The organism is Nonomuraea sp. NBC_00507 (assembly GCF_036013525.1).
Lineage (GTDB): Bacteria > Actinomycetota > Actinomycetes > Streptosporangiales > Streptosporangiaceae > Nonomuraea.
The window spans coordinates 2,966,314-2,987,987 of sequence record NZ_CP107853.1 but is presented as its reverse complement, the minus strand read 5'-3'; the positions used below and the strand labels follow the sequence as shown (position 1 = coordinate 2,987,987).

The 21,674-nt window shown below is 67.2% G+C and carries 15 protein-coding genes and 2 pseudogenes; 8 read left to right on the top strand and 9 right to left on the bottom strand.

What is annotated here, in order from left to right; translation table 11 throughout:
- Positions 1–15 precede the first annotated feature (15 nt).
- The 3 genes and pseudogenes from OHA25_RS15150 to OHA25_RS15140 form a co-directional block, all read left to right on the top strand.
- Positions 16–288 (top strand): annotated as a pseudogene (locus OHA25_RS15150) (ectoine/hydroxyectoine ABC transporter ATP-binding protein EhuA); the annotation flags it as partial.
- 31 nt (positions 289–319) lie between these two features.
- Positions 320–1,510, top strand: a complete 1,191-nt coding sequence (gene solA, locus OHA25_RS15145; protein ID WP_327590982.1) for an N-methyl-L-tryptophan oxidase — start codon at positions 320–322, stop codon at positions 1,508–1,510.
- Positions 1,507–2,046, top strand: a complete 540-nt coding sequence (locus OHA25_RS15140; protein WP_327588201.1) for an aldo/keto reductase — start codon at positions 1,507–1,509, stop codon at positions 2,044–2,046. Before solA ends, OHA25_RS15140 begins: the two co-directional genes overlap by 4 nt.
- A gap of 115 nt (positions 2,047–2,161) precedes the next feature.
- On the opposite strand, the gene OHA25_RS15135 is transcribed toward OHA25_RS15140, so the two are convergent.
- From OHA25_RS15135 to OHA25_RS15125, 3 genes are all read right to left on the bottom strand, one after another.
- Positions 2,162–4,117, bottom strand: a complete 1,956-nt coding sequence (locus OHA25_RS15135) for an NACHT domain-containing protein (RefSeq protein WP_327588200.1) — start codon at positions 4,115–4,117, stop codon at positions 2,162–2,164.
- Between the two features lie 226 nt (positions 4,118–4,343).
- Positions 4,344–5,477: a YcaO-like family protein gene (locus tag OHA25_RS15130; protein ID WP_327590981.1), complete on the bottom strand. Its 1,134-nt coding sequence runs from the start codon at positions 5,475–5,477 to the stop codon at positions 4,344–4,346.
- Between the two features lie 271 nt (positions 5,478–5,748).
- Positions 5,749–5,880 carry a hypothetical protein gene (locus OHA25_RS15125; protein WP_327588199.1) on the bottom strand — a complete coding sequence of 44 codons (132 nt, stop codon included), beginning with the start codon at positions 5,878–5,880 and terminating at the stop codon, positions 5,749–5,751.
- A gap of 240 nt (positions 5,881–6,120) precedes the next feature.
- Between OHA25_RS15125 and OHA25_RS15120 the strand changes: the two genes are divergently transcribed.
- The gene (locus tag OHA25_RS15120; RefSeq protein WP_327588198.1) at positions 6,121–7,914 is read left to right on the top strand and encodes a DUF2235 domain-containing protein; all 1,794 of its coding nucleotides are present in this window, start codon (positions 6,121–6,123) and stop codon (positions 7,912–7,914) included.
- Positions 7,915–7,929: 15 nt separating this feature from the next.
- Here the strand turns inward: OHA25_RS15120 and OHA25_RS15115 are convergent, their stop codons facing one another.
- The 4 genes from OHA25_RS15115 to OHA25_RS15100 all read right to left on the bottom strand — a co-directional run bounded on the left by OHA25_RS15115 (position 7,930) and on the right by OHA25_RS15100 (position 15,830).
- Complete coding sequence (locus OHA25_RS15115) at positions 7,930–9,639, bottom strand: thiamine pyrophosphate-binding protein (RefSeq protein WP_327588197.1); 1,710 nt, start codon at positions 9,637–9,639, stop codon at positions 7,930–7,932.
- Between the two features lie 34 nt (positions 9,640–9,673).
- Positions 9,674–11,383 (bottom strand): thiamine pyrophosphate-binding protein, encoded by a 1,710-nt coding sequence (locus tag OHA25_RS15110; protein WP_327588196.1) that lies wholly within the window; start codon positions 11,381–11,383, stop codon positions 9,674–9,676.
- Positions 11,384–11,518: 135 nt separating this feature from the next.
- Complete coding sequence (locus OHA25_RS15105) at positions 11,519–12,892, bottom strand: hypothetical protein (RefSeq protein ID WP_327588195.1); 1,374 nt, start codon at positions 12,890–12,892, stop codon at positions 11,519–11,521.
- 13 nt (positions 12,893–12,905) lie between these two features.
- A complete protein-coding gene (locus OHA25_RS15100; RefSeq protein ID WP_327588194.1) occupies positions 12,906–15,830 on the bottom strand; it encodes a peroxidase family protein in 2,925 nt (974 codons plus the stop codon).
- A gap of 549 nt (positions 15,831–16,379) precedes the next feature.
- On the opposite strand from OHA25_RS15100, the gene OHA25_RS15095 reads away from it, so the two are divergent.
- Positions 16,380–16,889, top strand: coding sequence for a hypothetical protein (locus OHA25_RS15095; RefSeq protein WP_327588193.1), 510 nt, complete (start codon positions 16,380–16,382; stop codon positions 16,887–16,889).
- On the opposite strand, the gene OHA25_RS15090 is transcribed toward OHA25_RS15095, so the two are convergent.
- The gene (locus OHA25_RS15090) at positions 16,877–17,839 is read right to left on the bottom strand and encodes a hypothetical protein (RefSeq protein ID WP_327588192.1); all 963 of its coding nucleotides are present in this window, start codon (positions 17,837–17,839) and stop codon (positions 16,877–16,879) included. The genes OHA25_RS15095 and OHA25_RS15090 overlap by 13 nt on opposite strands.
- 160 nt (positions 17,840–17,999) lie before the next feature.
- Between OHA25_RS15090 and OHA25_RS15085 the strand changes: the two genes are divergently transcribed.
- Positions 18,000–19,061 carry a Glu/Leu/Phe/Val dehydrogenase dimerization domain-containing protein gene (locus OHA25_RS15085; protein WP_327588191.1) on the top strand — a complete coding sequence of 354 codons (1,062 nt, stop codon included), beginning with the start codon at positions 18,000–18,002 and terminating at the stop codon, positions 19,059–19,061.
- Positions 19,062–19,280: 219 nt separating this feature from the next.
- Here the strand turns inward: OHA25_RS15085 and OHA25_RS15080 are convergent, their stop codons facing one another.
- A complete protein-coding gene (locus tag OHA25_RS15080; protein ID WP_327588190.1) occupies positions 19,281–20,270 on the bottom strand; it encodes an alpha/beta hydrolase in 990 nt (329 codons plus the stop codon).
- A gap of 26 nt (positions 20,271–20,296) precedes the next feature.
- Here OHA25_RS15080 and OHA25_RS61330 point away from each other — a divergent pair.
- Positions 20,297–20,815 (top strand): annotated as a pseudogene (locus tag OHA25_RS61330) (hypothetical protein); the annotation flags it as partial.
- A gap of 141 nt (positions 20,816–20,956) precedes the next feature.
- Positions 20,957–21,601: an HAD family hydrolase gene (locus tag OHA25_RS15075; RefSeq protein ID WP_327588189.1), complete on the top strand. Its 645-nt coding sequence runs from the start codon at positions 20,957–20,959 to the stop codon at positions 21,599–21,601.
- Positions 21,602–21,674 lie beyond the last annotated feature (73 nt).

Genomic DNA, 21,674 nt, shown 5'->3' with positions numbered 1-21,674 from the left:
ACCGGCCGGGCGCCACTGGCCATGCGGCCGAAGCTGATGTTGTTCGACGAGCCGACGTCGGCGCTGGACCCCGAGCTGGTCGGCGAGGTGCTCGACGTGATGCGGCGGCTTGCCGGCGACGGGATGACCATGATCGTCGTCACGCACGAGATGGGTTTCGCGCGGGAGGTCGGGGACTCGCTCGTGTTCATGGACGACGGCGTGATAGTCGAGTCTGGGCACCCGCGTGATGTTCTGGCCAACCCTCAGCACCAGAGAACCCAGGCGTTCCTGTCTAAGGTGTTGTGACCTCAAGAGATGGAGCAACGAGTTGCTTGATGTGATCGTGATCGGGCTCGGCGCCATGGGTTCGATGACGGCGTGTCAGGCGGCCTCGCGGGGGGCCTCGGTCGTAGGGATTGAGCGGTTCCCGCTGGCCCACGCGCGCGGGTCCTCGCACGGGGGGTCGCGCATCTACCGGCAGATCCTGTTCGAAGGCAAGGAGTACGTGCCGCTGGCCCGCCGCTCCCTCGACCTGGTCAGGGAGCTCGAGCGGGAGAGCGGCGCGTCGTTGTTCGCCCGCTCCGGCGGGCTGGTGATCGGCACGCATGGCGGGCCGCTGATCGAGGACGCGCTCGCCAGCGCGGTCGCGGGCGGGGTGGAGTTCGAGCAGCTCGAACCGGACGAGCTACGGGCCCGCTTCCCGCAGCACGCGGCCTTCGACGACGACGTGGCGGTGTACGAGCCGGGCGCCGGGGCTCTGCGTCCCGAGGCATGCATCACGGCGGCGGCCGAAGCGGCGGCCCGAGCAGGCGCGCAGATCCGCGTCGAGACTCCCGTCCTGGCCCTGCGCCCCGGTGACGCGTACGTCGAGGTGGCCACCGGCGACGAGACGCTCAGAGCGAAGACGGTGGTGCTCGCCTCCGGAGCGTGGGGACTGGACCTGCTGCCCGGAGTGGAGCTGCCGCTGCGGACGCAACGGTCGTGCCTGGCCTGGTTCAAGGCCCGGCAGGACCAGGGCGACTACCGGCCGGAGAGCTTCCCCGTGTTCGTCAGGGAGAGCAGAGACCTCGACGGTTGGGGGATCCCGGACGTCGACGGTCAAGGGGTGAAGGTCGGGGTCGGCGGCACCGTACAGAAGAGGTGGCTGGACCGACCCGAGGACAACTGGGAGCCACCGTCGGCGCAGGACCGGAAGCCCACGGAGGACTTCTGCCGCATCGCCTTCCCCGGGCTCGACCCCCGCGTCGCCCATGCCACGGCCTGCATGAACTCCAAGACGCCCGACGGCGATTTCATCATCGGCCACGTGGGCGGCAGCGGCCGCGTGGTGTTCGCCGGGGGCTTCTCCGGCCACGGGTTCAAGCACTCGCCGGCGGTCGGCCTCATCTGCGCGCAGCTCGCGCTCGACGGCCGTACCGAATTCGCCATCGGAAAATTCGCTCCCAACCGTTTCGAGGACGCGCGACGAAGTACGCACAGCTGGGCAGGTCGGGGCTGCGGGTCAGCCGGCTGGCGCTCGGCACGATGAACTTCGGCCCGATCACGGATGAGGAGGGCGCGCGCCGGATCCTGGATCTCGCGGTGGACGGCGGCGTCAACCTCGTCGACACCGCCGACGTGTACGGAGCCGACGCCAACAAGCAGGTCTACGGCCTCGAACCGGACAAGGGCCGGACCGAGGAGATCATCGGCAGGTGGCTGGCCGCGACGCCCTCCCGCCGGGACGAGATCGTGCTGGCCACGAAGGTGTACGGCGCCATGGGGCCTGGGGTCAACGACATCCGGCTGTCGGCGCACGCGAGCCGGTACCCACGCGAGCTGTCGGGCGGCCAGCGGCAGCGGGTCTCGATTGCCCGCGCCTTGGCTGCCGAGCCCGACGTGCTGATCTGCGACGAGATAACCTCCGCCCTGGACGGCGACACGGCGGTGGCGGTGATGGAGCTACTGGCCCGGCTATGCCGCGACCGAGGCGTAGCCGTGGTGTTCGCCTCCCACGACCTTCCCCTCATCGAGAAGTACGCCGACACAGTGGTCACGATCGGCCCCGATGAGGACAGGCGTTAAGGTCCGCGTTCCCGTTTCGTGAGCCGGGCCCACATCCATGGAGCACTCCGCAAGCGATTCGTCCGATGATTGGTGGGCTCCGCATCCTTCGCTGTTCTTCCTCCTCGGGCATCATCTATCGTTCGCGCGCCAGATGCTGCTGCAGTTCGATATGCCGGAACTGGTAGTACGGCCCCTCTGTGCGGAGCAGGCCCAGGCGGTGCGCGTCATCGAGGAAGGCCATGGCTCGCAGGGGCAGTCTCCCTTGGCTGGCCAGGCGGGGGACCGTCAGCTTGTAGGCGAGCCAGGCATGGTGCCGACCTAGCATGGTCCCGAACAGCAGACCCAGCAACAATCCACCTACGATCGCCACGTCCGGGTTGAGCCTTGCTTGCCACGCGATGGTGCCGGCCATGAGTCCGACCACGAGCCCGCTGATGACCCGGATGACGGTCAGGTTCCTGTCGGCCTGCCAGGTCGACCGCGGGGATCTCGCGGTCGCGGCGGTGGTGGGATGTTCGACCCAGCGGATCAGGCCGAGCACGACGACGAACCCGATGCCCGACAGGAGGCCGATGATCCGCGCACCTTCCAGGCCGGCCTTCGGGCCGCCTACCGAATTGCCCATGAGCCAGCCAACAAGAGCCCCTAGGAGTCCTATGATCAGTCCGTCTCTGAGGACGGGAAGGAGCTCGGAGAGCCTGCCACGCAACCGGAAGTCGGCGTGGCCCGGCGGCTCGGTGAACCACGATCCAGTCATGATTGCGACCGCGAGCGCGCACAGCAGGCCGATCAACGCGCTGACGAGAGGCATCCCTGTCAGCAGGATAAAGGCCAGCCCGACGACGACCCCGATTGCGAGGGCCGCCCACACCCGGACCGGATGACTGGGCGTGTAGCGGGCCAGGTGCCACCACGCCATGTCGCGCGGGTCCTCCGCGCTACGCGCCAGCTGGCGGGACAGATAGCTGAGCCACCGGTCGACCTGTTCCGGGGTCCACGTGTGCTGCGGCCGGAACGGCTGGACCGGGCCGTCGGTGGGTTGGCGCGTGCCCACCAGAGCGGGAATGAGCTGGTCGCATAGATGGTCCTGCAACTGCGCCGCGCTGCCGCGCCCGAGCTCCAGCAGCGGTGTCGGATCCACCCGGGGCGCGATGTAGGTGGCGCGGACCAGCCAGAGCCCCAGAGACGTCGAGGTCACCTCGGACAGCGCGGGGGCGGCGCCTGCGCGCAGCGCCTGCAGGATCTGGGGCCAGGCGGGGTGATGCACGGGAGGAAGGCAAGCTTGCAGGTAGTCGGCCGCCGCGGCCGGGCTCATGGGTTGCGGCTCGATGACCGCCGTCGCTGTGAGGACGTCCCCCATGTTCTCGACGGACTCGGCGAACTGCTCCGTGCGGCAGGTGAGGATGAGCTCGTCAGTCTCGCACATCGAACGGTTCAACGCGGTCAGCATGTCCGCGCGGGCGCTGCCGGAGAGTTCGTCCAGCCCGTCGATGACCGGCAGCACCTGTCCGCGGGCCACCAGCGTTTCTGGGATGTCAGGGCCGAGTCCTTCCGCGCGCAACGCCGGGTAGTCCATCGCCAGACTCGCGGCCAGCCAGTCCTGCAGTCGCGGGTGTACGCGGTCATTCCAGCGCGCAGCCGATAGCAGCACTGGTACGGGCTCCTCCGGCTGCCGCGTACGCAGGAGCTCGAGCGCCAACTGCACGGCCAGGGTCGTCTTCCCGGTGCCTGGACCGCCCAGGATGACCAGCCGGCGGCACCGCAGGGCGCGGAAGTTGCGCGCCATGTCTGCGATGTGCACGGCCAAGCCGGGGAAGGCCACCGTGCCCTTGGCGATGATCTCTGGATGGTCGGCGAGCTCGCGACGCTCCGTCGAGCGCCAGGGCAGCGGCATGGGCTGAGGATCGCATAGCGAGCGCAGGACCGTCTCGTTACGCCACTGCTGGGCCACCAGGCCGGCGAGGATGTCCTTGGCGGTGTTGATGTCGTTGGACGTCGGTGCGGCTGCGGGCGCGGCACGCCTGTGCCACCAGGAAAAGAACTGCAGCAGGCCGTTGCCCACCGCTATGACGCTCGACGTCGCTGCCACGATCTGGGCCACTCCAGCCGCTATCCCCGAGGTCCCCTGCAATTTTGTCGAAACGCTCAGGAGCACGATGGCCAGAGTCAGGAGCAAAACTCCGAGCACTGCCGAGGCTCTGGCCTTGCGATTCTCCCAATATCGTCCGCGCATATACCTATTATCCTCATATTGCATATGAGAATAAGTATGACAACTTCATCGCAAGGTCGGTAAACCGGAAAAATCCACCACCTCATTGATGCGCCCGCCAATCAGCTGGCATCGGCTCGGAAACTCTTCCCGGCGGGAAGAATGCGTCCGCTCGACCGGTCGCTACGGCCTGCCCCCTGCGACCGGGGATGACCAGGTTGCCATCCGTGACGAGCATGAACCGCTCGAAGGCCGGCACCATCACGTGCACGGCGATGACCCCACCGGGGAGGGCGCGTACCGTGCGGCAGAAGGGCTGGTGGCCCTGCGCGGCCAGCTTTGTGACCACTGTCCGCAGTTGACCGCCCGGAGCCCCGGCCACCTCGGTGGCCTGAGGGAAGGGAACCACACGCGCCTTGCGCAGCGGGCCGGTGAGGTCGAACCGCCCGCATGCGTACAGCGCTGGGTGCGCCGCCAGCCCGGACAGATCATCGCGCGCCAGCGCTCCAGAGCGCGACAGGTTCTCGCCCAGGGTGGTTTGGATGAGCTCGGTGAGGGCGCGCCAGGCGGCGTAGGCGGGGCTCAGCGAGGTTCCGGCGCCGCGCCGGTGCGGATGGCGGGAGGTAGGGGCCGTGTACGCCAGCATGGTCGGCACCCCGACGTCACTCGTGATATCGAGCAGGTACACCGATGATCCGGTCAGCTCTCCTGCAGTCGCGTACGCCCGCGCGAGGCCAGGCAGCAGCGTGTCCGGGTCAATCTGCCTCGGCTGGAAGCTGCCCCGCCCAAGAAAGGCCCGTACGAGGAGCAGGGACAGGGCGTCACGCTCGATCACCTCATTAAGCGCGTGCAGCAGTGCTTCGGCAGCGGTGACGCCGACGGCCGAGCCGCTGTTACAGCTGTAGCGCATCAGGTGGACGTAGTCGCAGTCATCCCTGGCCAGTTCGCGCAGGCGTGCGGCGCCGGTCTCGACGTACCAGGGGGCGGACAGGAACAGCGGCACCAGTGTCTCCTGGCCCTCGCCAAGAGCACGGTAGCGCAGGCACGCCATCCGCCGTCCGGGCATCGAGCCCAGCAACGGCGCGCAGGCGTCCTCACGCAGGACTCCTGCCGCGACACCGGCGGGCGCGGCCGGCTCCACAGTGGCGGGGTCGAACCCGGCCGGACCGGTGAGGTAGTGTTCGAGCGCCTCGAACAGCGCGCCCACACGGGCCTCCTCCGGGCGCCCCTTTCCCATACCGCACGCGAGCGGCGAAACGCTCCCCTCGCCGAGCAGCTCACACCACCAAGCGGTCGGATCCCGGCCTTTGCCCGCGTCCACGAACTCTCCCCGCACGCCTAGGGCAGCCAGAGCCACTGCCGCCCGTCTCCTGGCCTCACCCAACGGAACCGCCCGCTCCACTCCACAGAACACGCGGTCGGCGTCTTCCGCGTCGTGTGGCGCTTCCAGGCGAGGGTGAGAACGCGGGCGCTCCTGCCGTGGGAGCATTCCCGGATCCCTATGCGGCTTACCGCTCGCCATCCTCGATCAGCGCAGAGAGCAATTCGTGCAGCCGGTCCAGCTCGGCTGGCGTCAGGTGCTGAGCTCTCCTTTCCAGCAACTCGGGCGGCGGCGTAATGTAATCCACGATATTGCCCATGACAAATCTCCCCGTCATTCTCATCCCCATCATAGCGCCATCACGGCAAACTTATATAAAGCGGGCCGGCTACTATTTGAGCATATATTTTGCATATTAAAGTGTTTGACAGGGAGGCGCGTCCTTCGCGATCGGAAAAAACGCCAATATTGACCGTTTCGGAGTTTTGCCCTGGGGAGGGCTCGGGCACCACCAGGCCGCGCCCTCCAGGAGGGGGTGGGCGGGATCGTAGGGGGGATCATGAATCGTCTCATCGTGTGCTGCGACGGAACCTGGAACACTCCGGAGAACGAGTCGGTCACCAACGTGTGCCGGCTGTACAACGCGCTCGCGTCGAAGGACAACTTCGGCAACTGCCAATGGCGTTACTACCAGCCTGGCGTGGGCGCCGTGCGGACCAGGCTCCTGGGTGGCGCTTTCGGGCTGGGCCTGTCTCGTAACGTGATGGACGCCTACCTCTGGCTCACCACGCGATATGAGCCGGGGGACCGGATCGCCCTGTTTGGCTTCAGCCGCGGCGCCTACACCGCGCGCAGCCTCGCTGGGATGATCTCGGCGTGCGGGCTGATCGACACTAGCAAGATGGACAAGGCAACGGTCTGGTCCCACATCAAAGACCTGTACAACCAGGGCTACCGACGAACACGGCAAAATCCCGTCTGTCGCGAGCCTCATGGATCACGTGAACGTGCCGAGTGCCGAGGATGGCGGGACGGTCTGGGTTTCCTATGGGATTCGGATGATTGTGAGCGGATCCCGGTCGACTTCATCGGCGTATGGGACACCGTCGGTGCGCTCGGCGTCCCGAACTACATGGGCTGGCTGAATCTCCTAGATCCGGCCCGCCTCCACGACTTCCACGATCTGCGGCTCAACCCGTACATCAAGTACGGTCGCCACGCCATAGCCATGGACGAACGCCGCAGGCCGTACACGCCCACACTGTGGTCCGGGACCTACGCGGAGGATCAGGTCAAGCAGGTGTGGTTCCCCGGCAGCCACAAGGACGTTGGCGGCGGCCATCTTCAGCGAGGCCTGAGCGACTGCGCGTTGCAGTGGATGATCGACGAAGCGGGCACGACAATCGGTCTCGGCTTCCACAAGACCGTGGAGGACCAGATCACGCCCAATCCGCTCGACGTCATCCACGACGACGACCGGGGCGTGGTCGGCGTGCTCGAACCCTTGATCGACCCAATGCTCAAGCCCTGGCTCGAGATATTCCAGCAGCCGCGGCCGCGCGCCGTGCCCCGGATCGCCCCGGACGCACGAGACCCCCGCCGCCTCCACCAGTCGGTATATGACCGATACGAGAGCCCACTCGTCACCAGCGGGCTGTACCGGCCCACCGAGGTGCTCGCACCGGGGCAGACGAAGACGGGGATCGAGGTGTACGCCCACAACCCGTGGAACGAGACGGGGCTCTACCTCGAGCCCGGCTACTACAGCTTCACCGCAGAGGGTACGTGGCGGGACCTCACGATCGTATCGGGTCCCGACGGCACCACCGGTGTGCGCCGCTTCAATCCCCTGACCGAGGGATATCGCCTGCTGGGCACGCTGCTGGGCCAGGGCGAGAAGCTGTTCCGGTTCGTGACGCGGAACAAGGTCGCGGACCTCATCGGTGCGCCCAGAGAAGCCGATCTGCCCTGGATGTCTCTTGTCGGCGTCGTGGCCAACGACGCGGTATCGCTCGATAACGAGTACAAGGACCATGAGCGCATCGCCATCGGCACCGGCACGTCCTGCTGGGTGACCCAGGGCGGATACCTCTACGCCTTCGCCAATGACGCCTGGGGCTTCTATGCGAACAACCAGGGCAGCGTGCAACTGACCGTGACCAGGATGGCTGAGCGGGAGCAGCAGGAAACGGTCCCCACACCGTCCGGGCGTGAAAGCGGTCAGCGGCGAACCGTATCTGCGGATGAGGTCGCAGGCGCAGCCTCTCGGCGGCCGTCTGCCCCTTCTGCGGCTCGCCGCGCGGCATCTGCCAGTGCCAGCCGAGTACGACGTCGCGAAGCCCGGCAGGAGTGAGGACCGGCAGACCGGTCATCGGCCGCGGAAGCGGGCCTCGATGGTCTCGACCAGACCAGCGATCACACCGTCGGGCGAGGGGCTGTAGTGAGGGACGGCCCACCGAGTGATGACGGCGTCGATGACCGTGGGACGACCGGAGGCCAGAGCATTACGGAACGCGTCTTCGAACTCCTCGAGGGTCTCCACTCGATAGCCGTCCGCGCCGCACGCACGCGCATAGGCGGCAAAGTCCGGGTTCTGGAACTCGACGAGCCCGGTCTCCCCATAGGTCGCCAACTGGTAGAGCTTGATCAATTTGAATTCCCGGTCGTCGAAGATGACCCAGATGATGGGGATGTCGTGCTCGACGGCGGTCATCAGCTCAAAGCCGGACAGCGAGTAGCATCCGTCGCCGCAGCCGACGACGACCGTCCGCCACGGTTGTGCGACCTTCAACCCGATGGCGCCGTTGACGTGTCCAGCCATCGGTCCGAACGAACCGGCCTTGCGGAAGTTCTGGCCTTCCGCCAACTCCACGTAGTACCCCAGCCACGCCAGATGCGCGCCGGCATCGGCGAGGACGACGCCGCCCTCCGGCAGCAGCCGGCCGATCGTCTGCGCGAGCTTTCCCGGGTGGATCTCCCGGGTCAGCTGGACGATGTGCCGGGCCTCGTAGTCCCGGCCGGCGACCTCGACGGCCGGGACCTCGCCGACCTTCTTCTCCAGCTCGTCGATGAGGGCCGTCACCGCCGGGCGTGCGTCGGACAGGAGCGCGTAGTCGGGCTTGTAGGCCTTGCGGAACTCGGTCTCGGAGATGTTGACATGAATGAGCAGCTTGCCGTTGAACAGGTCTTCGCGGTAGTTGAACGTGGCGTGTTGGTTGAGGGAGTTTCCGATACACAGCACGACGTCGGCCTCGCGGAATGCCTTCCAGGCACTCGTGTGGCCGCTGTCGGCGAAGACGCCCACCGAGAGCGGATGTCCCTCGGACACGATGCCTTTGCCGTCGAGTGTGGTCAGCAGCGGGAATTGGAACCGCTCGATCAACCGTTTGATCTCCGGTCCCGCTCCGCTCCGGATGGCGCCGAAGCCCACGAGTGTCACGATGCGCTTCCCCTTCGCGATGGCGTTCGCCAGCACCGAAGCGATCTCCACCACGCGTGTCGGATCGGGCAGGACCGGCGAGACGTCAAGTCGGATGGGTCGGACATTCCTGACCTCGACGCCGCGCTCGGTCAGGTCCTCGGGAACGTGGATGTGGACCGGTCCCGGCCGCCCCTCGAACGCGAGGTTGACCGCTTCCTCGAGCACGTCGCACGTCTCCGCCGCGTCGGTGAGCAGAAAGGACTTCTTCGTCGTGGCCGCGAACATGACCTGCGAGTCGGGTGTCCGGTTCAGGCCTGAGGTCTCGTTGAGCGAACCCCACCCCTGCCATTTCCTGGACGCGTATCCCGAGACGGCGAGGACTGGGTAGGAGTCGGACATCGCCACGGCCAGCCCGGAGAACAGGTTGAACGCCCCAGGACCCGCGGTGGCGAAGCAGAAGCCCAGTTTGTTCGTGTACATCGCGTACCCGCAGGCCATGAAGGACGCGGCCTGCTCGTGCCGGGTGATGATCGGCCGGATCTGTCGCGAATGCTTCAGCGCCAGCATCAGGCTGGCGGCGTTCTCCCCGGCACCGCCGAAAGCCGCCTCCACCCCGATGTCTTCCAGCCCTTTGACGATGGCCTCGTATACTTTCATGTTTCCTCCCCCTGTGAAGAAATCGCCGACTTCGTCACTCGTGACGGAGCCGCTCCTCGAGCGTCTCCCAGATGCCGTGGATCACGCCCTGGGGGGAAGTGCTGTAGTGCGGAAGGGCCCACCGGGTTATCTTGGCGTCGATCACCGTGGGCCGGCCTGAACCCAATGCCGCGCGGAACGCGTCCTCGAATTCCTCGATCGTCCGCACCTGGTAGCCGTCCGCGCCGCACGCACGCGCGTAGGCGGCGAAGTCCGGGTTCTTGACGTCGACCAGGCCCGCTTCGCCGTAGGTCGCGAGCTGGTAGAGCTTCACGATCTTGTACTCGTCGTCGTTGAAGATCACCCAGATCACCGGCACGTCGTTCTCCACGGCGGTCATGAGCTCGAATCCGGCCATCGAGTAGCAGCCGTCGCCGCAGCCGACGACCACCGTCCGGTCAGGCTGGGCAAGCTTCACCCCGATCGCGCCGTTGACGTGCCCGGCCATCGGCCCGAAGGTGCCGGTCTTGCGGAAGTTCTGGCCGCGTTCGAGATCCACGTAGTAGCCCAGCCACGCCAGATGCGCGCCGGCGTCGGCGAGGAGGACGCCGCGCTCCGGCAGCATCCGGCCGATCGTCTGTGCAAGCTGCCCCGGATGGATCTCGCCGGGAAGAGGCAGGATGTGTCGCGTCTCGTAGTCCTTGCCGACGACGTGCGCGGGCTCGACCGGGCCGACCCGCTTCTCCAAGGCGTCGGTTATCGCCTCGATCGCCAGGCGAGCGTCGGAGACGAGCCGGTGCTCGGGTACATAGGTCTTGCCGATCTCGCTCTCCGCGATGTTGACCTGGATGAGGACCTTGCCGTCGAACAGGTCCTTGCGCAGGCCGAAGGTCGCATGCTGGTTGAAGGAGTTGCCGACGGCCACGACCACATCGGCCTCGCGGAACGCCTTCCAGGCGCTCGCGTGACCGCTCTCCGAGGACACCCCAAGCGCCAGCGGGTGAGTTTCGGCTATGACGCCTTTACCGTCCAGGGTGGTCACCAGCGGGACCTGGAATCGGTCGACGAAGCGCAGCACGGCCGCTTCCGCGTGACTACGGATCGCGCCGAAGCCGGCGAGGACGACGATCCGGCGCCCGTTTCGCAGTGCGTCGGCCAGCACGTCCGCGATCACCTCGACTTCCCGTGGGTCGGGCCGCACCGGCTCCACGTCGATGGTGACGTCGTGGTAGTTGTCCACGCTCACCCCGCGGTCGGTGAGGTTCTGTGGCACATGGATGTGCACCGGGCCGGGCCGCCCTTCGAACGCGAGGTTCACGGCCTCCTCGAGCACGTCGCACGTGTCGGCGACATCGGTGAGCAGGTATGACTTCTTGGTCGTGGCGGCGAACATCGCCTGCGAGTCGGGTGTGCGGTTGAACCCGGATGTGTCGTTCACCGCGCCGCGTCCGCGCCAATCGAGTGAGACATAGCCGGTGATGGCCAGCACCGGATAGGAGTCCGACAGGGCGACCGCAAGGCCGGAGAAGAGGTTGAACGCTCCGGGGCCTACGGTCGCGAAGCAGACACCCAGCCGGTCCGTGTACATCGCGTAGCCGCACGCCATGAACGACGCGGCCTGCTCGTGCCGCGTCATGATCGGCCGAATCTTCCGCGAGTGCTTGAGCGCCAGCGCCAAACTGGCGATGTTCTCGCCGTTACCGCCGAACGCGGTGTCGACTCCTGCGCTTTCGAGCCCTTTGACGAGAGCTTCGTAGACCTGCATGGTCCTCTCCTCGATCATCCGGGCAGAGCCGGAGGTGATGGACGTGCCTGCGTGTCATGCCGTGGGACGCCTCCTTCTCGCGGACGCTCGCGGCACCCGCGGACCCGACGCCGAGGCCTTGGAGGCCGGGTACGGCTACGCGTGCCACTGCGCGTCATGCCGCGCGTGCGCGTCGGTCGTTCCCTTCGCGAAGAACCGCTCGTAGTACTCCGACTCGACATGGTGCGTCTGCAGCCATATGCCGGGTACGTGAATGGCCTCGGCATGTGCCGGGAACCGTCCGTGCGTCGAGTGAATGTACACACACACGTCCCGCACACAGTCGATCACGCGCTGGTCGTACTCGTGCGCCTCGGCCAGATAGCGCCGACCGTAGTCACCCTTGTAGATGCGGGCGAAGGTCTCCACGTCGGTGTAGATGCCGTCAGGCCCGAACTTCGCCTGCACGACGGAGTCCACGGCCTTCTCCATCGAGGGGTAGTTGGGCGGGCAGGCGGCTTTGATGAGGTGCTGTCCGCCGACCCGGAGCCCGACCGGATGGGAACGCAGAGCCGCGTACCTCGGCAACGGTACGTGCCAGCGCAGGACGTCGGCGAGTCGGAAGCGCGGCGTGACGAAGTCGAAGCCCAGCATCCGACCGTACGCGCGGGAGAATTTCGGGTCGCCCAGCATGATCTGCGGGTGGATCGTGGCGTGGATCCAGGCGCCGAGCCCCATGGCGTCCGCGACCAGCATCATGTTCTGCAGCAGCAGGTCGGCCTCGACCTGGGTGCGCATCGGCCCGAGGGCCCCGAGCGGCAGCTTGATATCGGCGTTCAGGAACCCGCTCTTCACCCATTTCCGCACGCCTGCCGGGCGGTAGAAGGCGCGGTCGTCGACGAGTGTCGGCCTGGCCCCCTCCGGCTGGGTGAGCAGGTACATCAGCGCGTTGATGTACTGGTGGGACAGGTCGACCACAGGCAGGAAGATCGTCGTGCCTGGGAGGTTGGACAGAAAGCGGTTGGAGTCCAGGTAGGCCGGGAAATCCCGCATTCCCGCGGGGACGTCGAGACGGTGGTCCAGCACCTTCACCTTGGACCGGCGCGCCCGTTCGATGAGCGTGTCGGCACTGAAGGGCAGGTCGGGGGCGGGCGGCAGTTTTCTCAGGTAATAGGTCCCCGTGTCGTCGATCATGAAGAAGTGGGTGCCCTGTGCGTTGTCGGGGCTCCCCGCCGTCCGTCCGGCGGTGTTGAGGTTCGGCTTGGCCATGATGGGCTTACCGTCGCGTGGGTCCTCGAACGGCCGGTCCGGCATGGTCAGGCCGGAGCAGCCCGTGAGAGCGATGAGCACCGCCTCTTCGAGTTCATCCAGCGGCATCGGCTGGTGCGGGGACCGGTAGCTCATCGAACCGGCCGAAACGGACGCCCCGCGGCTGACCCGGTGAGTGCGCCGCCTCCAGATCGTCTCCAGCAGTGGCCGGGACAGGAGATCTTCCAGGCCTTCCTGCCTGACCTCAGGCTTCACGGACATGTCAGCCTCGCTCTCAGTCGCGCTCAGCGCCGGGAACCTGTTGGTCGGGCATGGTCAGGCGCCACGGCGCGAACGCGCTGGCGGTTCTTGGCAGGAAGCCGGCCAGCTCCGGGCAGTGCCGCAGGATGATGCTTTTCATGCCGTTGCCCTCGATCCAGTCGATCCCCAGAGGGGTGTAGATCTCGGGCCTGTAGTCGACCGTGAGGAATCTGTCGCTCTGCAGCCGCCGGCTGGCCATGAGGATGAAGATGCGGAAGGCGGTGTCGCTGAAGCCGAAGCCCTCGGGCGGGTTCTCCGCGTAGAGCCCGACCATCGTGTCGATGTCGTCGACCGTACGGTAGACGTCCTTGAGCCGTGCCACCGTCTCCGGATCGGAGCTGAGGTCTTCGAACCGCCGGATGCGCGGCTGGTGCAGACCGGCGCGGAAATCGTTGTAGCGCGGGACGCCACGGCGGCGGGTGCGTACGATGTCGACCACGGACAGGTCGATCAGCTCCCCGTCTCGCTCGAACGCCTGGAGCGCGCGCGGGTAGTTGTACAGGGTGATCGCACCCGGATGGGCGACGCCGAGCGAGTACAGCGCATTCGCGAGGCCGACTTTGCGGACGAGCGGCTCTGTGGCGGCCCCCTGTACCTCGTTGAAACCCAGCGTGTCCAATGCCTGGCCGGACCGGTGGTCGATGATCTCGAAGTCGTCCGGGATCAGCGGGTGCATCCGGTAGACGGTGACGAAGTCCTCTGTGAGCGAGTAGGGCGCGGCGTGGTGGTCGGGCAGCGTCTTGGGGATTCCTCTGAGCGCGTGCTCGTCGACCAGCCACAGCCCCAGCTGGGTCAACCAGTTCTTCGGCGGCCCCTCCCAGTTGGCGTGCAACGCGACGTCGATCAGCTCCGTCGCGAGGATCGCGGGCGTCCACTCCACTGTGTGGATCTTGGCGATGAGGGCTGAGACGATGAGTCTCGCCGTGTGATACACACTCTCCTCGTCCATCCGCGGGTACGCTCTGCGTAGCGCCTCGCACACGCTGTTGTGCTCACGGGCGAAGAGGGTGTGCATGATGCTGAGGCCAAGCCACCAGTTCTCGTTGAAACCGGTGAGCGGGATGCCGTTCGGGCTGGACGGCAGGTGGCCATCCTCCAAGCGCAACGCCGCGCCGCCGTCCGGCTCCCGCAGGAACTTAGCAACGGTTTCGTCCCCGCCGTAGACCTCAGACCCGTCCCACCAGTGGGACGCGGTGTTGGCGAACAGGATCGGCGGTCCCGCGCCGCCGGCCGTGGGCACGCCCTCGTTCTCGGCGAACCGCATCACCCGCTCGGGTTCTCCCCCAGGCCTGTTGATCCAGGTCATATCGGCCGGCAGCGGCACCTCGACGCTCTTGGTCCCGGTCGGGTAGCGCTTGTGGTTGACCCAGTCGTGCACCTGGAACTGGATCCATGCGGCGGCGATGACGTTCAGCGACCGCGCTGGAATGAAGGTGTCGCGGTGCAGCAGTTCCCTGCTGACGACCACGGGATTGGGCGTGTCGAAGAGGTCGGGACGGTAGTCGGGTGGGAGGTTGCGGCCGAAGGCCGAGCCGAGAGCGCCCATTTTCGGCGCCGACAGGTCGTTGTAGGTGCCGTCGTAGCTGCGTCTGATCCGCACCTGCTCGTCGACGGGCGGGGGCACCGGATGCGGCTGTGGCAACGCCTCACGGATCTCGGTGTCGATGAGGTTGTCCCGGCGCAGGACCTGCCGGAAGGTTTCGAGATTGAGGAGACCGAGCAGGGTTGGCAACCGATGCCAAGGGACGAACCGGTTCAGGGCTCGGAAGCCGGCGCCCAGCAGCCCACCGATGACGACGTTGCGCTTCGGCCGCGGCGTGATGAAGCGGTACCCCCGGCGGTGGGCGCTGCTGGCCTCATAGGCGGCTCTGCGGGCGCGGTTGAGGTTGCCGAGAGGCCGGAACTCCTCCGTGGTGTTCCATGGATCGAAGGCGAGCTGATCGACGCGCAGCGCGCTGGCACGTGCTTCGGCGGTGTCGAGATCCTGCCGCGGGATCGTCAGCGTCGCCACCGATACGACAGGCGCGTCTTCGTCCTTCCAGTCGGCCGCACCGTTTTCGACGGGGGTGTGCCTGGGGTCCACGTAGCGCTGGACGCACAGCTCGAAGACGGCATCCGACCGAGCCAGCCGTTCGGTGAGTTCGTGCCTCAGGTAATCGGGATCGGTCTCTGAGGGGGACGGGGCGATCGGTGCGCCCGCGGCGGGACGGAGCCGGTAGCGCACCGGGCCGGCGTTCCCCCACATGATCGCCCCTCTGCTCCAGTACGTCTCCAGCGCGAGGCTGCGTACCTTGCGCCGGGTTCCCGAGGTCACGTTCCTCCGCATACGCGCTGAAGCGGACCAACCCACTGCGATCGGCAGCTTGACGAACAGCGCGAACCCCTTGCGCAGCGTCGAATTCGCCCCTGCCATGGCCTGTGCGAACGCGACGAACTCGCGTGCGTGCCGCGCATGGGAGACCGGAAAATTCGTCATGAGGAGGTCGTGAGCCCGCTCGGGCCCCACCTGAATCCTCAGCGCGGCACCGCGCAGATCCGGTGCGAAATCCGCCTGACGGACGCCGCTCGCGTTGGACAGCCGGACGATGACCGGATATTCGGCACCGGGGCGGACGAAGCCGGTACGCAGGTCCTCGGGGAGGTCGGGGTGGAACCGTAGCCGGGCGTTCTCGACGCCGAGGATCGCCTTTGCGTGGAAGGTTCGGTCGATGTCGGCGGCACCGCTGCGCTTCTTGAGCTTCAACTGGACCCGCATGAGGTCGTGGGCCAGCCTCTCGAAGATCGCCCGCTCGGCTTCGGGAGTACCCCCGACATAACGCTCGTACTGCTCGGCCCTGGTTGCCTTGGGTGCCGGCGGAGCTTCGGCGACAGGGCGCATGTGCCGCTTGATCTCGTGCATTCGACTCTCCGGTGCTTGCCCCTCGTCATTTTGTGAGGGCGTTCGGGTACGGCACAGGAATCTCTTCCCGTGATTGCGCAACTCACCGGTGCTGGCAATAATGTGGCCCTCTGCTTAACCACACATTCACATTCTTGCGGAAAGCCGTGACCGTGCGGCCCGGTACACAAACGCAAGGAGAGGTCCGGTCTCGAACATGGGGGCGGTGCTGGATCGCCGATACGGCCTGGCCAGCGCCTGTTGTCCAGTTTGCTTCGCCGACAACCCCAATCATTCCTGGGGAGGAACGAAATCGAACAAAGCCCTGGGCAAGTCACCAAAAGATTGTCTTATAAGGTTATGGTCGATCGAGAAATGCTACCTTATTGGCAAAAAACTGATATGGCTGCTTTGATTCTTCGCCCCAGGGGCGGGGTTGGTGCACGGTGCATCTCGTTTCCCGGAGATGATTCCTGGCCTATCTCTTCAGCGGTAGATCGCTCCACCGGCTGGGCGAAATAAGCGCGCAGGTGACTGGCGGCCATGTCCTGAGAGCGGACGGAGGCGGCGGTGTGCGAGTTCGGCGGCAGTGCCGCGCAGGCCCAGTCCCGCAGCGCCGAGCAGGGTGCGGCGCGGCCACGTCAATGCGGTGGTCATCGAAGCTCCGGGGAGGAGGGCGTTTTGCCGGGCGTAACTGAATCCGCCGAGTTCGAACAGCATCATCGACCCGCCGCATTCGCCCAGATAGACGGCCGCGCCCTCAACGGATTCGGCCTCTCTTCGCTGGTTCGTGCGTCGCTGAACGACGGTCATGAGCATGTCATCGAGTTCGACACCTTCACCCTAGGCATCCTGGTGCGTGCCGATCAGGGGCACGGGACCTACGCGGCTGTTCACATCACCGGTTCGGTGCCTCCCAATCTCACCGCGGTGGTCCTGCGTAACATGCCCGGGTGTGACCCGGATGGATGGTTCTTGGAGATGGCCCTGCCCACGCGTACGCTCCTCCCCGGCGAACAGGTCTGGTCGACGGTCATGGACCCGACGGCCGCAGCGGAGCTGCTCAATCACGAAGGCTGACCTGGCAGGGATCGGCCATGCACACGATGACGGCGTCCTTCCGCCCGTTGGACCCAGCCGAGGAACACACCGTCGGGGCAGTGCGTCGCCAGCGCTGCCGCGATCGCGCCGTGCAGGTTGGCGTCGTTGGGCAGGGCGAGGTGGTGCTCGTCCGGCTCGTCGTAGAGGGACAGGTCGAGCCGCGCGCCCGGGTACCTGCGGACCCCGGCCACGATCCCCGCTTCGCCCACGTATGACAGGGCGGCCGAGCGGAGCCTGGACCACGGGTGGTCGTTGATGCCCCGCTCGGTGACGGTCAGTACGCCCATGGCCTTGGCCTGCAGATTTATTCGGATATATCCGGCGATGCCGATGGCCGCCACCAGCACCACGCCGACCATGAAGGCGATGTAGTCCAGGGCGTTCACCCCCCGGTCCTCGGGCAACATCCCGCCGATGACGCCGACCACGATCAGTACGACAGCGGCGATGACGATCATCAGGCAGCCGAACATCCCCCTGTTCTGCCTGAGCGCGGCGGCCCGCAGGTCGAAGGCGGTTCCGTCGGGCGGCTGGCGGAGCACCTTCGCCTCTACAGTGGACTGGCTCCACCGCTTGACATCCTCGCGACCGAGCAGCACCCCGCCGACGATGCCGCACAGCGCGGCCGCAATCCCGATCAGCTGCGACGGGTACACCTTGCCACCGCTGATCCCGATGGCTATGGCGGCGCCGCCGATCATGATGGGGCAGATCGCGAAGAGCGCCTTGCGCATCAGCCCGATCGCCATCGGCCCGCCCCGCCAGACCCGGGCAAGCCAGAAATACCAGACCGAGCTCCAGAACACCCCCGCGAAGATCTCGAAGGGGGCGGCGTCGTTCCGCCAGACGAGCACGATGCCGCCGATGAGACCGAGCCAGAGGATGGCGAGCAGACCGACGGCCAGCTCGTGAGCGAGGGGACGCTGCATGCGCGGAATCCTAGCCCTCCAGGCGGATCGCCCCAGACGGCAAGTTTGTACGGCGCGCCCCGCTCCCGGCCATGGACATGGCACCGGTTCGCGTCGAGATTGGTCGGCAGGCGTGGTCATCGCGCTGGCAGGCGCCGATCGGACGACATGAGGAGCGCGCATGAGGATCATGGAACTCACCTCGGTGGACGGGTACATCGCCTTTGACCTGGACTGCCCGACGAGCGCAGGCGGCACGCGGCTCGCCCCGGACGTCACCCGCGGCGAAGCCGGGCTGCTGGCGCGGGCGATGACGTACAAGCTGGCCGTGCTCGGCGAGCGGATCGGCGGTGCCAAGGCGGTGCTGCGGGCCAAGGCCGAGGACCGGGCGGCCACGGTGGCCCGCTATTGCCAGGAGATCACCCCGCTGGTCGAGAAGGGCGTTTTCCTCACGGCCTCGGATCTGGGCACGCGTACGCAGGACTTCGCCCCGCTGCCTGGCTACCGTACCGACTCGGTGATGCACCAAGAGGTCGGCGGCGAGCTGGTGGACACCATCGTGACCGGCTTGGGCGTGGTCGTTGCCGCGGAGACCGCGCTCGGCGGTCTGGCCGGGCGAACGCTCGCGGTGGAGGGGTTCGGCAAGGTGGGTGGCGCCGTGGTGCGGGAGGCCGCGCGGCGGGGCGCGCGCATCGTCGCCCTCTCGACCCTGCACGGTTGCGTGGCCGACCCCTCCGGGCTGGACGTCACCGCCCTGGAAGGGCTGCGCGCGGAGCACGGCGACGCCTGTGTAGGCCGGCTCGGTCTGCCCGTGCACCCGGCCAGGGCACTGTACGAGGCGGCCGCGGACGTGCTGGTGCCCGGCGCGCGTACCGGCGCCCTGACGGCCGAGCGCGCCGCCCGGGTACGCGCCCGCGTGGTCGCCCCGGCGGCGAACGTGCCCTACACCGCGGCCGGGCTGCGTACGCTGCTGGAGCGTGGCGTGGTGACGCTGGCGGACTTCGTCTGCGGGGCCGGCGCCACGATCGGCTACCTCGCCGAACGGGCCGGCCAGGTCTCCGACGCCGCCTCGGCGCGGGCCCTGGTGGGGCAGCGGGTTGGCCGGCTTACCGCCACGTCGCTGGAGCACCCCGGCGGCCCGTTCGCGGGCTCGTGCGCCGTGGCGGAGGGGTTCCTCGCCACCTGGCGCGACTCGGGCGGGCTCCCCGATGGCCCGCCCCTCGCTCCCGAGCCGGGGCGGTGAGGCCCCGCACCGCGCGGGTGTGCCGCTGGGGCACGTCCGGGCGTCGGCTGCTGCGGCGACCAACCTGCGCGGCAGTCTTGACCGGCTGTTCGACGAGGTGACGGGCAATCGGATGGGTTCGGCGTTCGCGATCCGTCAGTACGGCCAGCGCTCGTGTCGGTGTTCAGGCTGAGTTGTCGGGCCCGACCGTGATCGATGGGATTCCCCGGCCCTCTTGAGCTATCTCGCCGACCGCAACGCGCTCAGCAGCATGGGCAGCGACCGATGGAGCTCCCGCTCCCAGTACGCCGGCGAATGCGTGCCCCGCCCGTAGAAGTCGGTGGTCACGCGCACCCCGACCTGCTCCAGCCGCCTGGCCAGTGAGCGGTTCAGCACGTTGTCGAACGCCTCGATCTCGTCGGCCTTCGCTCCGGCCTCGTCCAGCGGGCCGGGACGCCCGTCACCACAGCTCAGGAACACCGGAACGGGCCGCAGCCGCCGAGCCAGCGCGTACGGGTCGTGGCGTTTCCAGATCGCGCGCTGGGCGACGGGATCGCCCCAGAGCCCGCGGTACTCCGGCGCCTCCTTGAACGCCTCCCGCCACCTGCGCACGTGCTCGGGATGCAGCAGGTGGACGGGCCCGCTGTAGCTGGCCACCGCCCGGAACAGCCCGGGATGCCGAGCGGCGTAGACCAAAGCCCCGTAGCCGCCCATGGACAGGCCCGCGACGACCCGCCGCTTGCCTGCGCCGTAGTCGCGTTCGAGGATGCGGCGCATCTCGGTCAGATGGAACGTCTCCCATGCCGGTGGCCCGTACGCCCCGTCGTTCCACCAGTTCGTGTAGTAGCCGGCGAACCCGGCCTCCGGCATCACGACCAGGACGTCGCGCAGCTCGGCGAGCCGTTCGACGTCGCTGTCACGGGTCCAGGTCTCGTGCGAGTCGCCCAGGCCGTGCAGCAGGTAGAGCACCGGCCAGCGGTCACGGGGGCCGCGCCGCTCCCAGCCGTCCGGGGTGAGAAGCCGTACCTTCGCGGTCTTGCCGAGGGCGGGCGAGTCGATGGTCAGGTCGACGACGCGGGGCCGTACCCGCTGCTCGTCGACGACGTGCGCGCGGGCCGGCGCGGCGAGCGCGGCCGGCCCGAGCCCGACGGTGGAGCAGAGCGCCAGCAGGGCGGCGAGGAGGATCGACACCGTCCTCCGGACGCCGCGGGATCTCCATATGCGAGTCATGGAAAACAGCGTCAGCCGCCACCGTCATGCGCAGCATCGGGTACGGCCCCTGGCCGCACCCCGGCCACACCCCGACTCATCGTCAGGCGCAACAGCTGTCCCGTTCCTGGACATGTCGCAGGGAACCCCGAACCCCGCGGCGCGACACCCCTGGCCGCTTCCTCCGACGGAGACCGATCAGGATCCGGCCAGTACGGGTCCGACCGTTGTGGGGATGGCCGCGCCGTCCAGCTCGAAGATGCTCAGCTCGACTCCGCCGGCCTGAACAACTCCGCTCGAAACCGTCCGGACCAAGGTGTCGTGCCGCTGGCCAGAACCGTCCCGGCCGCCAACTTCATCCGGAAGGGACAGCTGCGACTGCTGACCGACGAATGGTTGCGCCCGGCGCTCACCATCATGCATGCCGAACCCGGGAAGTCTTGGGGGTTGGAGGAGCTGGCGCGGGCCGCGGCGATGTCCGCGTCGGGTCGCTGGCGGTCGAGCTGGGGTACGCGTCCGAGAGCGCTTTCAGCACCGCGTTCAAACGGGAGGTGGGTGAGTCACCGCTGCGCTACCGATTCCGGGTACGCGATGGAACGGTCTGCCCGCGTCGGGCCTTTGTCGATGTGAGGAGGGACTTGGGCCTTGGAGCGCACGATTATCCGTTGGTGTCGTACGCGGTCGATCGCCCACACTTACCTGCTGTGATGACTCTGCACGTCTTCGACATGGACGGAACGCTGCTCGAGGGATCGACGGCCAGCCTGCAGATCGCCCGGCATCTCGGATCTACGGAGAAGTTGGTCGAGCTGGAAACGCGGTTCGCGGCCGGTGAGATCGACACTCGAGGGTTCGCGGCCGCTATCCATGAGCTGTGGCGAGATTTGACGCCGTCGGCTGTCGCCGAGGCGTTCGCCGCCAGTCCGTGGCTGACCGGTATTCGAGAGGTCTGCACGGACATCCGTGAGCGCGGTGAGCGATGCGTGGTGATCACCATGTCGCCTGACTTCTTCGCACGGCATCTTCTTGAGCTGGGCTTCGATGCTGTGGTGGCTTCCCAGTTCCCGGCGCTTCCCCTCCTGGAGCCGCTCGATCCGGCCAAAATCCTCACTCCACGCGACAAGGTCCGCATTGTGGAGGAGATGTGCGAGCAGTACGATCTCGTGCGCTCACGGTGCGTGGCCTACGGGGATTCGATGTCGGATGCTCCGCTGTTCCGGTGGCTGACCAAGACGGTCGCGGTGAACGCCGATCATCACCTTTCTGAACTGGCGACCGTCAGCTATCGCGGCAACGATCTGGCCGAGGCATATGCACTCGGTCGCGCCCTCCTCGCCCGCGATGCTTCGTGATCAATGCCCGCCGCCGTGCTCACAACATGGTCGTCTCAACGGGTTCTCACGCACAATGATCAAAGGCGACGCC

Coding starts and splice junctions, on each gene's coding strand:
- OHA25_RS15140 (WP_327588201.1), top strand. CDS start 1,507: ATGAACTTCGGCCCGATCACGGATGAGGAGGGCGCGCGCCGGATCCTG.
- OHA25_RS15130 (WP_327590981.1), bottom strand. CDS start 5,477: ATGGGAAAGGGGCGCCCGGAGGAGGCCCGTGTGGGCGCGCTGTTCGAG.
- OHA25_RS15125 (WP_327588199.1), bottom strand. CDS start 5,880: ATGGGCAATATCGTGGATTACATTACGCCGCCGCCCGAGTTGCTGGAA.
- OHA25_RS15120 (WP_327588198.1), top strand. CDS start 6,121: ATGAATCGTCTCATCGTGTGCTGCGACGGAACCTGGAACACTCCGGAG.
- OHA25_RS15115 (WP_327588197.1), bottom strand. CDS start 9,639: ATGAAAGTATACGAGGCCATCGTCAAAGGGCTGGAAGACATCGGGGTG.
- OHA25_RS15110 (WP_327588196.1), bottom strand. CDS start 11,383: ATGCAGGTCTACGAAGCTCTCGTCAAAGGGCTCGAAAGCGCAGGAGTC.
- OHA25_RS15105 (WP_327588195.1), bottom strand. CDS start 12,892: ATGTCCGTGAAGCCTGAGGTCAGGCAGGAAGGCCTGGAAGATCTCCTG.
- OHA25_RS15100 (WP_327588194.1), bottom strand. CDS start 15,830: ATGCACGAGATCAAGCGGCACATGCGCCCTGTCGCCGAAGCTCCGCCG.
- OHA25_RS15090 (WP_327588192.1), bottom strand. CDS start 17,839: ATGCAGCGTCCCCTCGCTCACGAGCTGGCCGTCGGTCTGCTCGCCATC.
- OHA25_RS15085 (WP_327588191.1), top strand. CDS start 18,000: ATGAGGATCATGGAACTCACCTCGGTGGACGGGTACATCGCCTTTGAC.
- OHA25_RS15080 (WP_327588190.1), bottom strand. CDS start 20,270: ATGACTCGCATATGGAGATCCCGCGGCGTCCGGAGGACGGTGTCGATC.
- OHA25_RS15075 (WP_327588189.1), top strand. CDS start 20,957: ATGACTCTGCACGTCTTCGACATGGACGGAACGCTGCTCGAGGGATCG.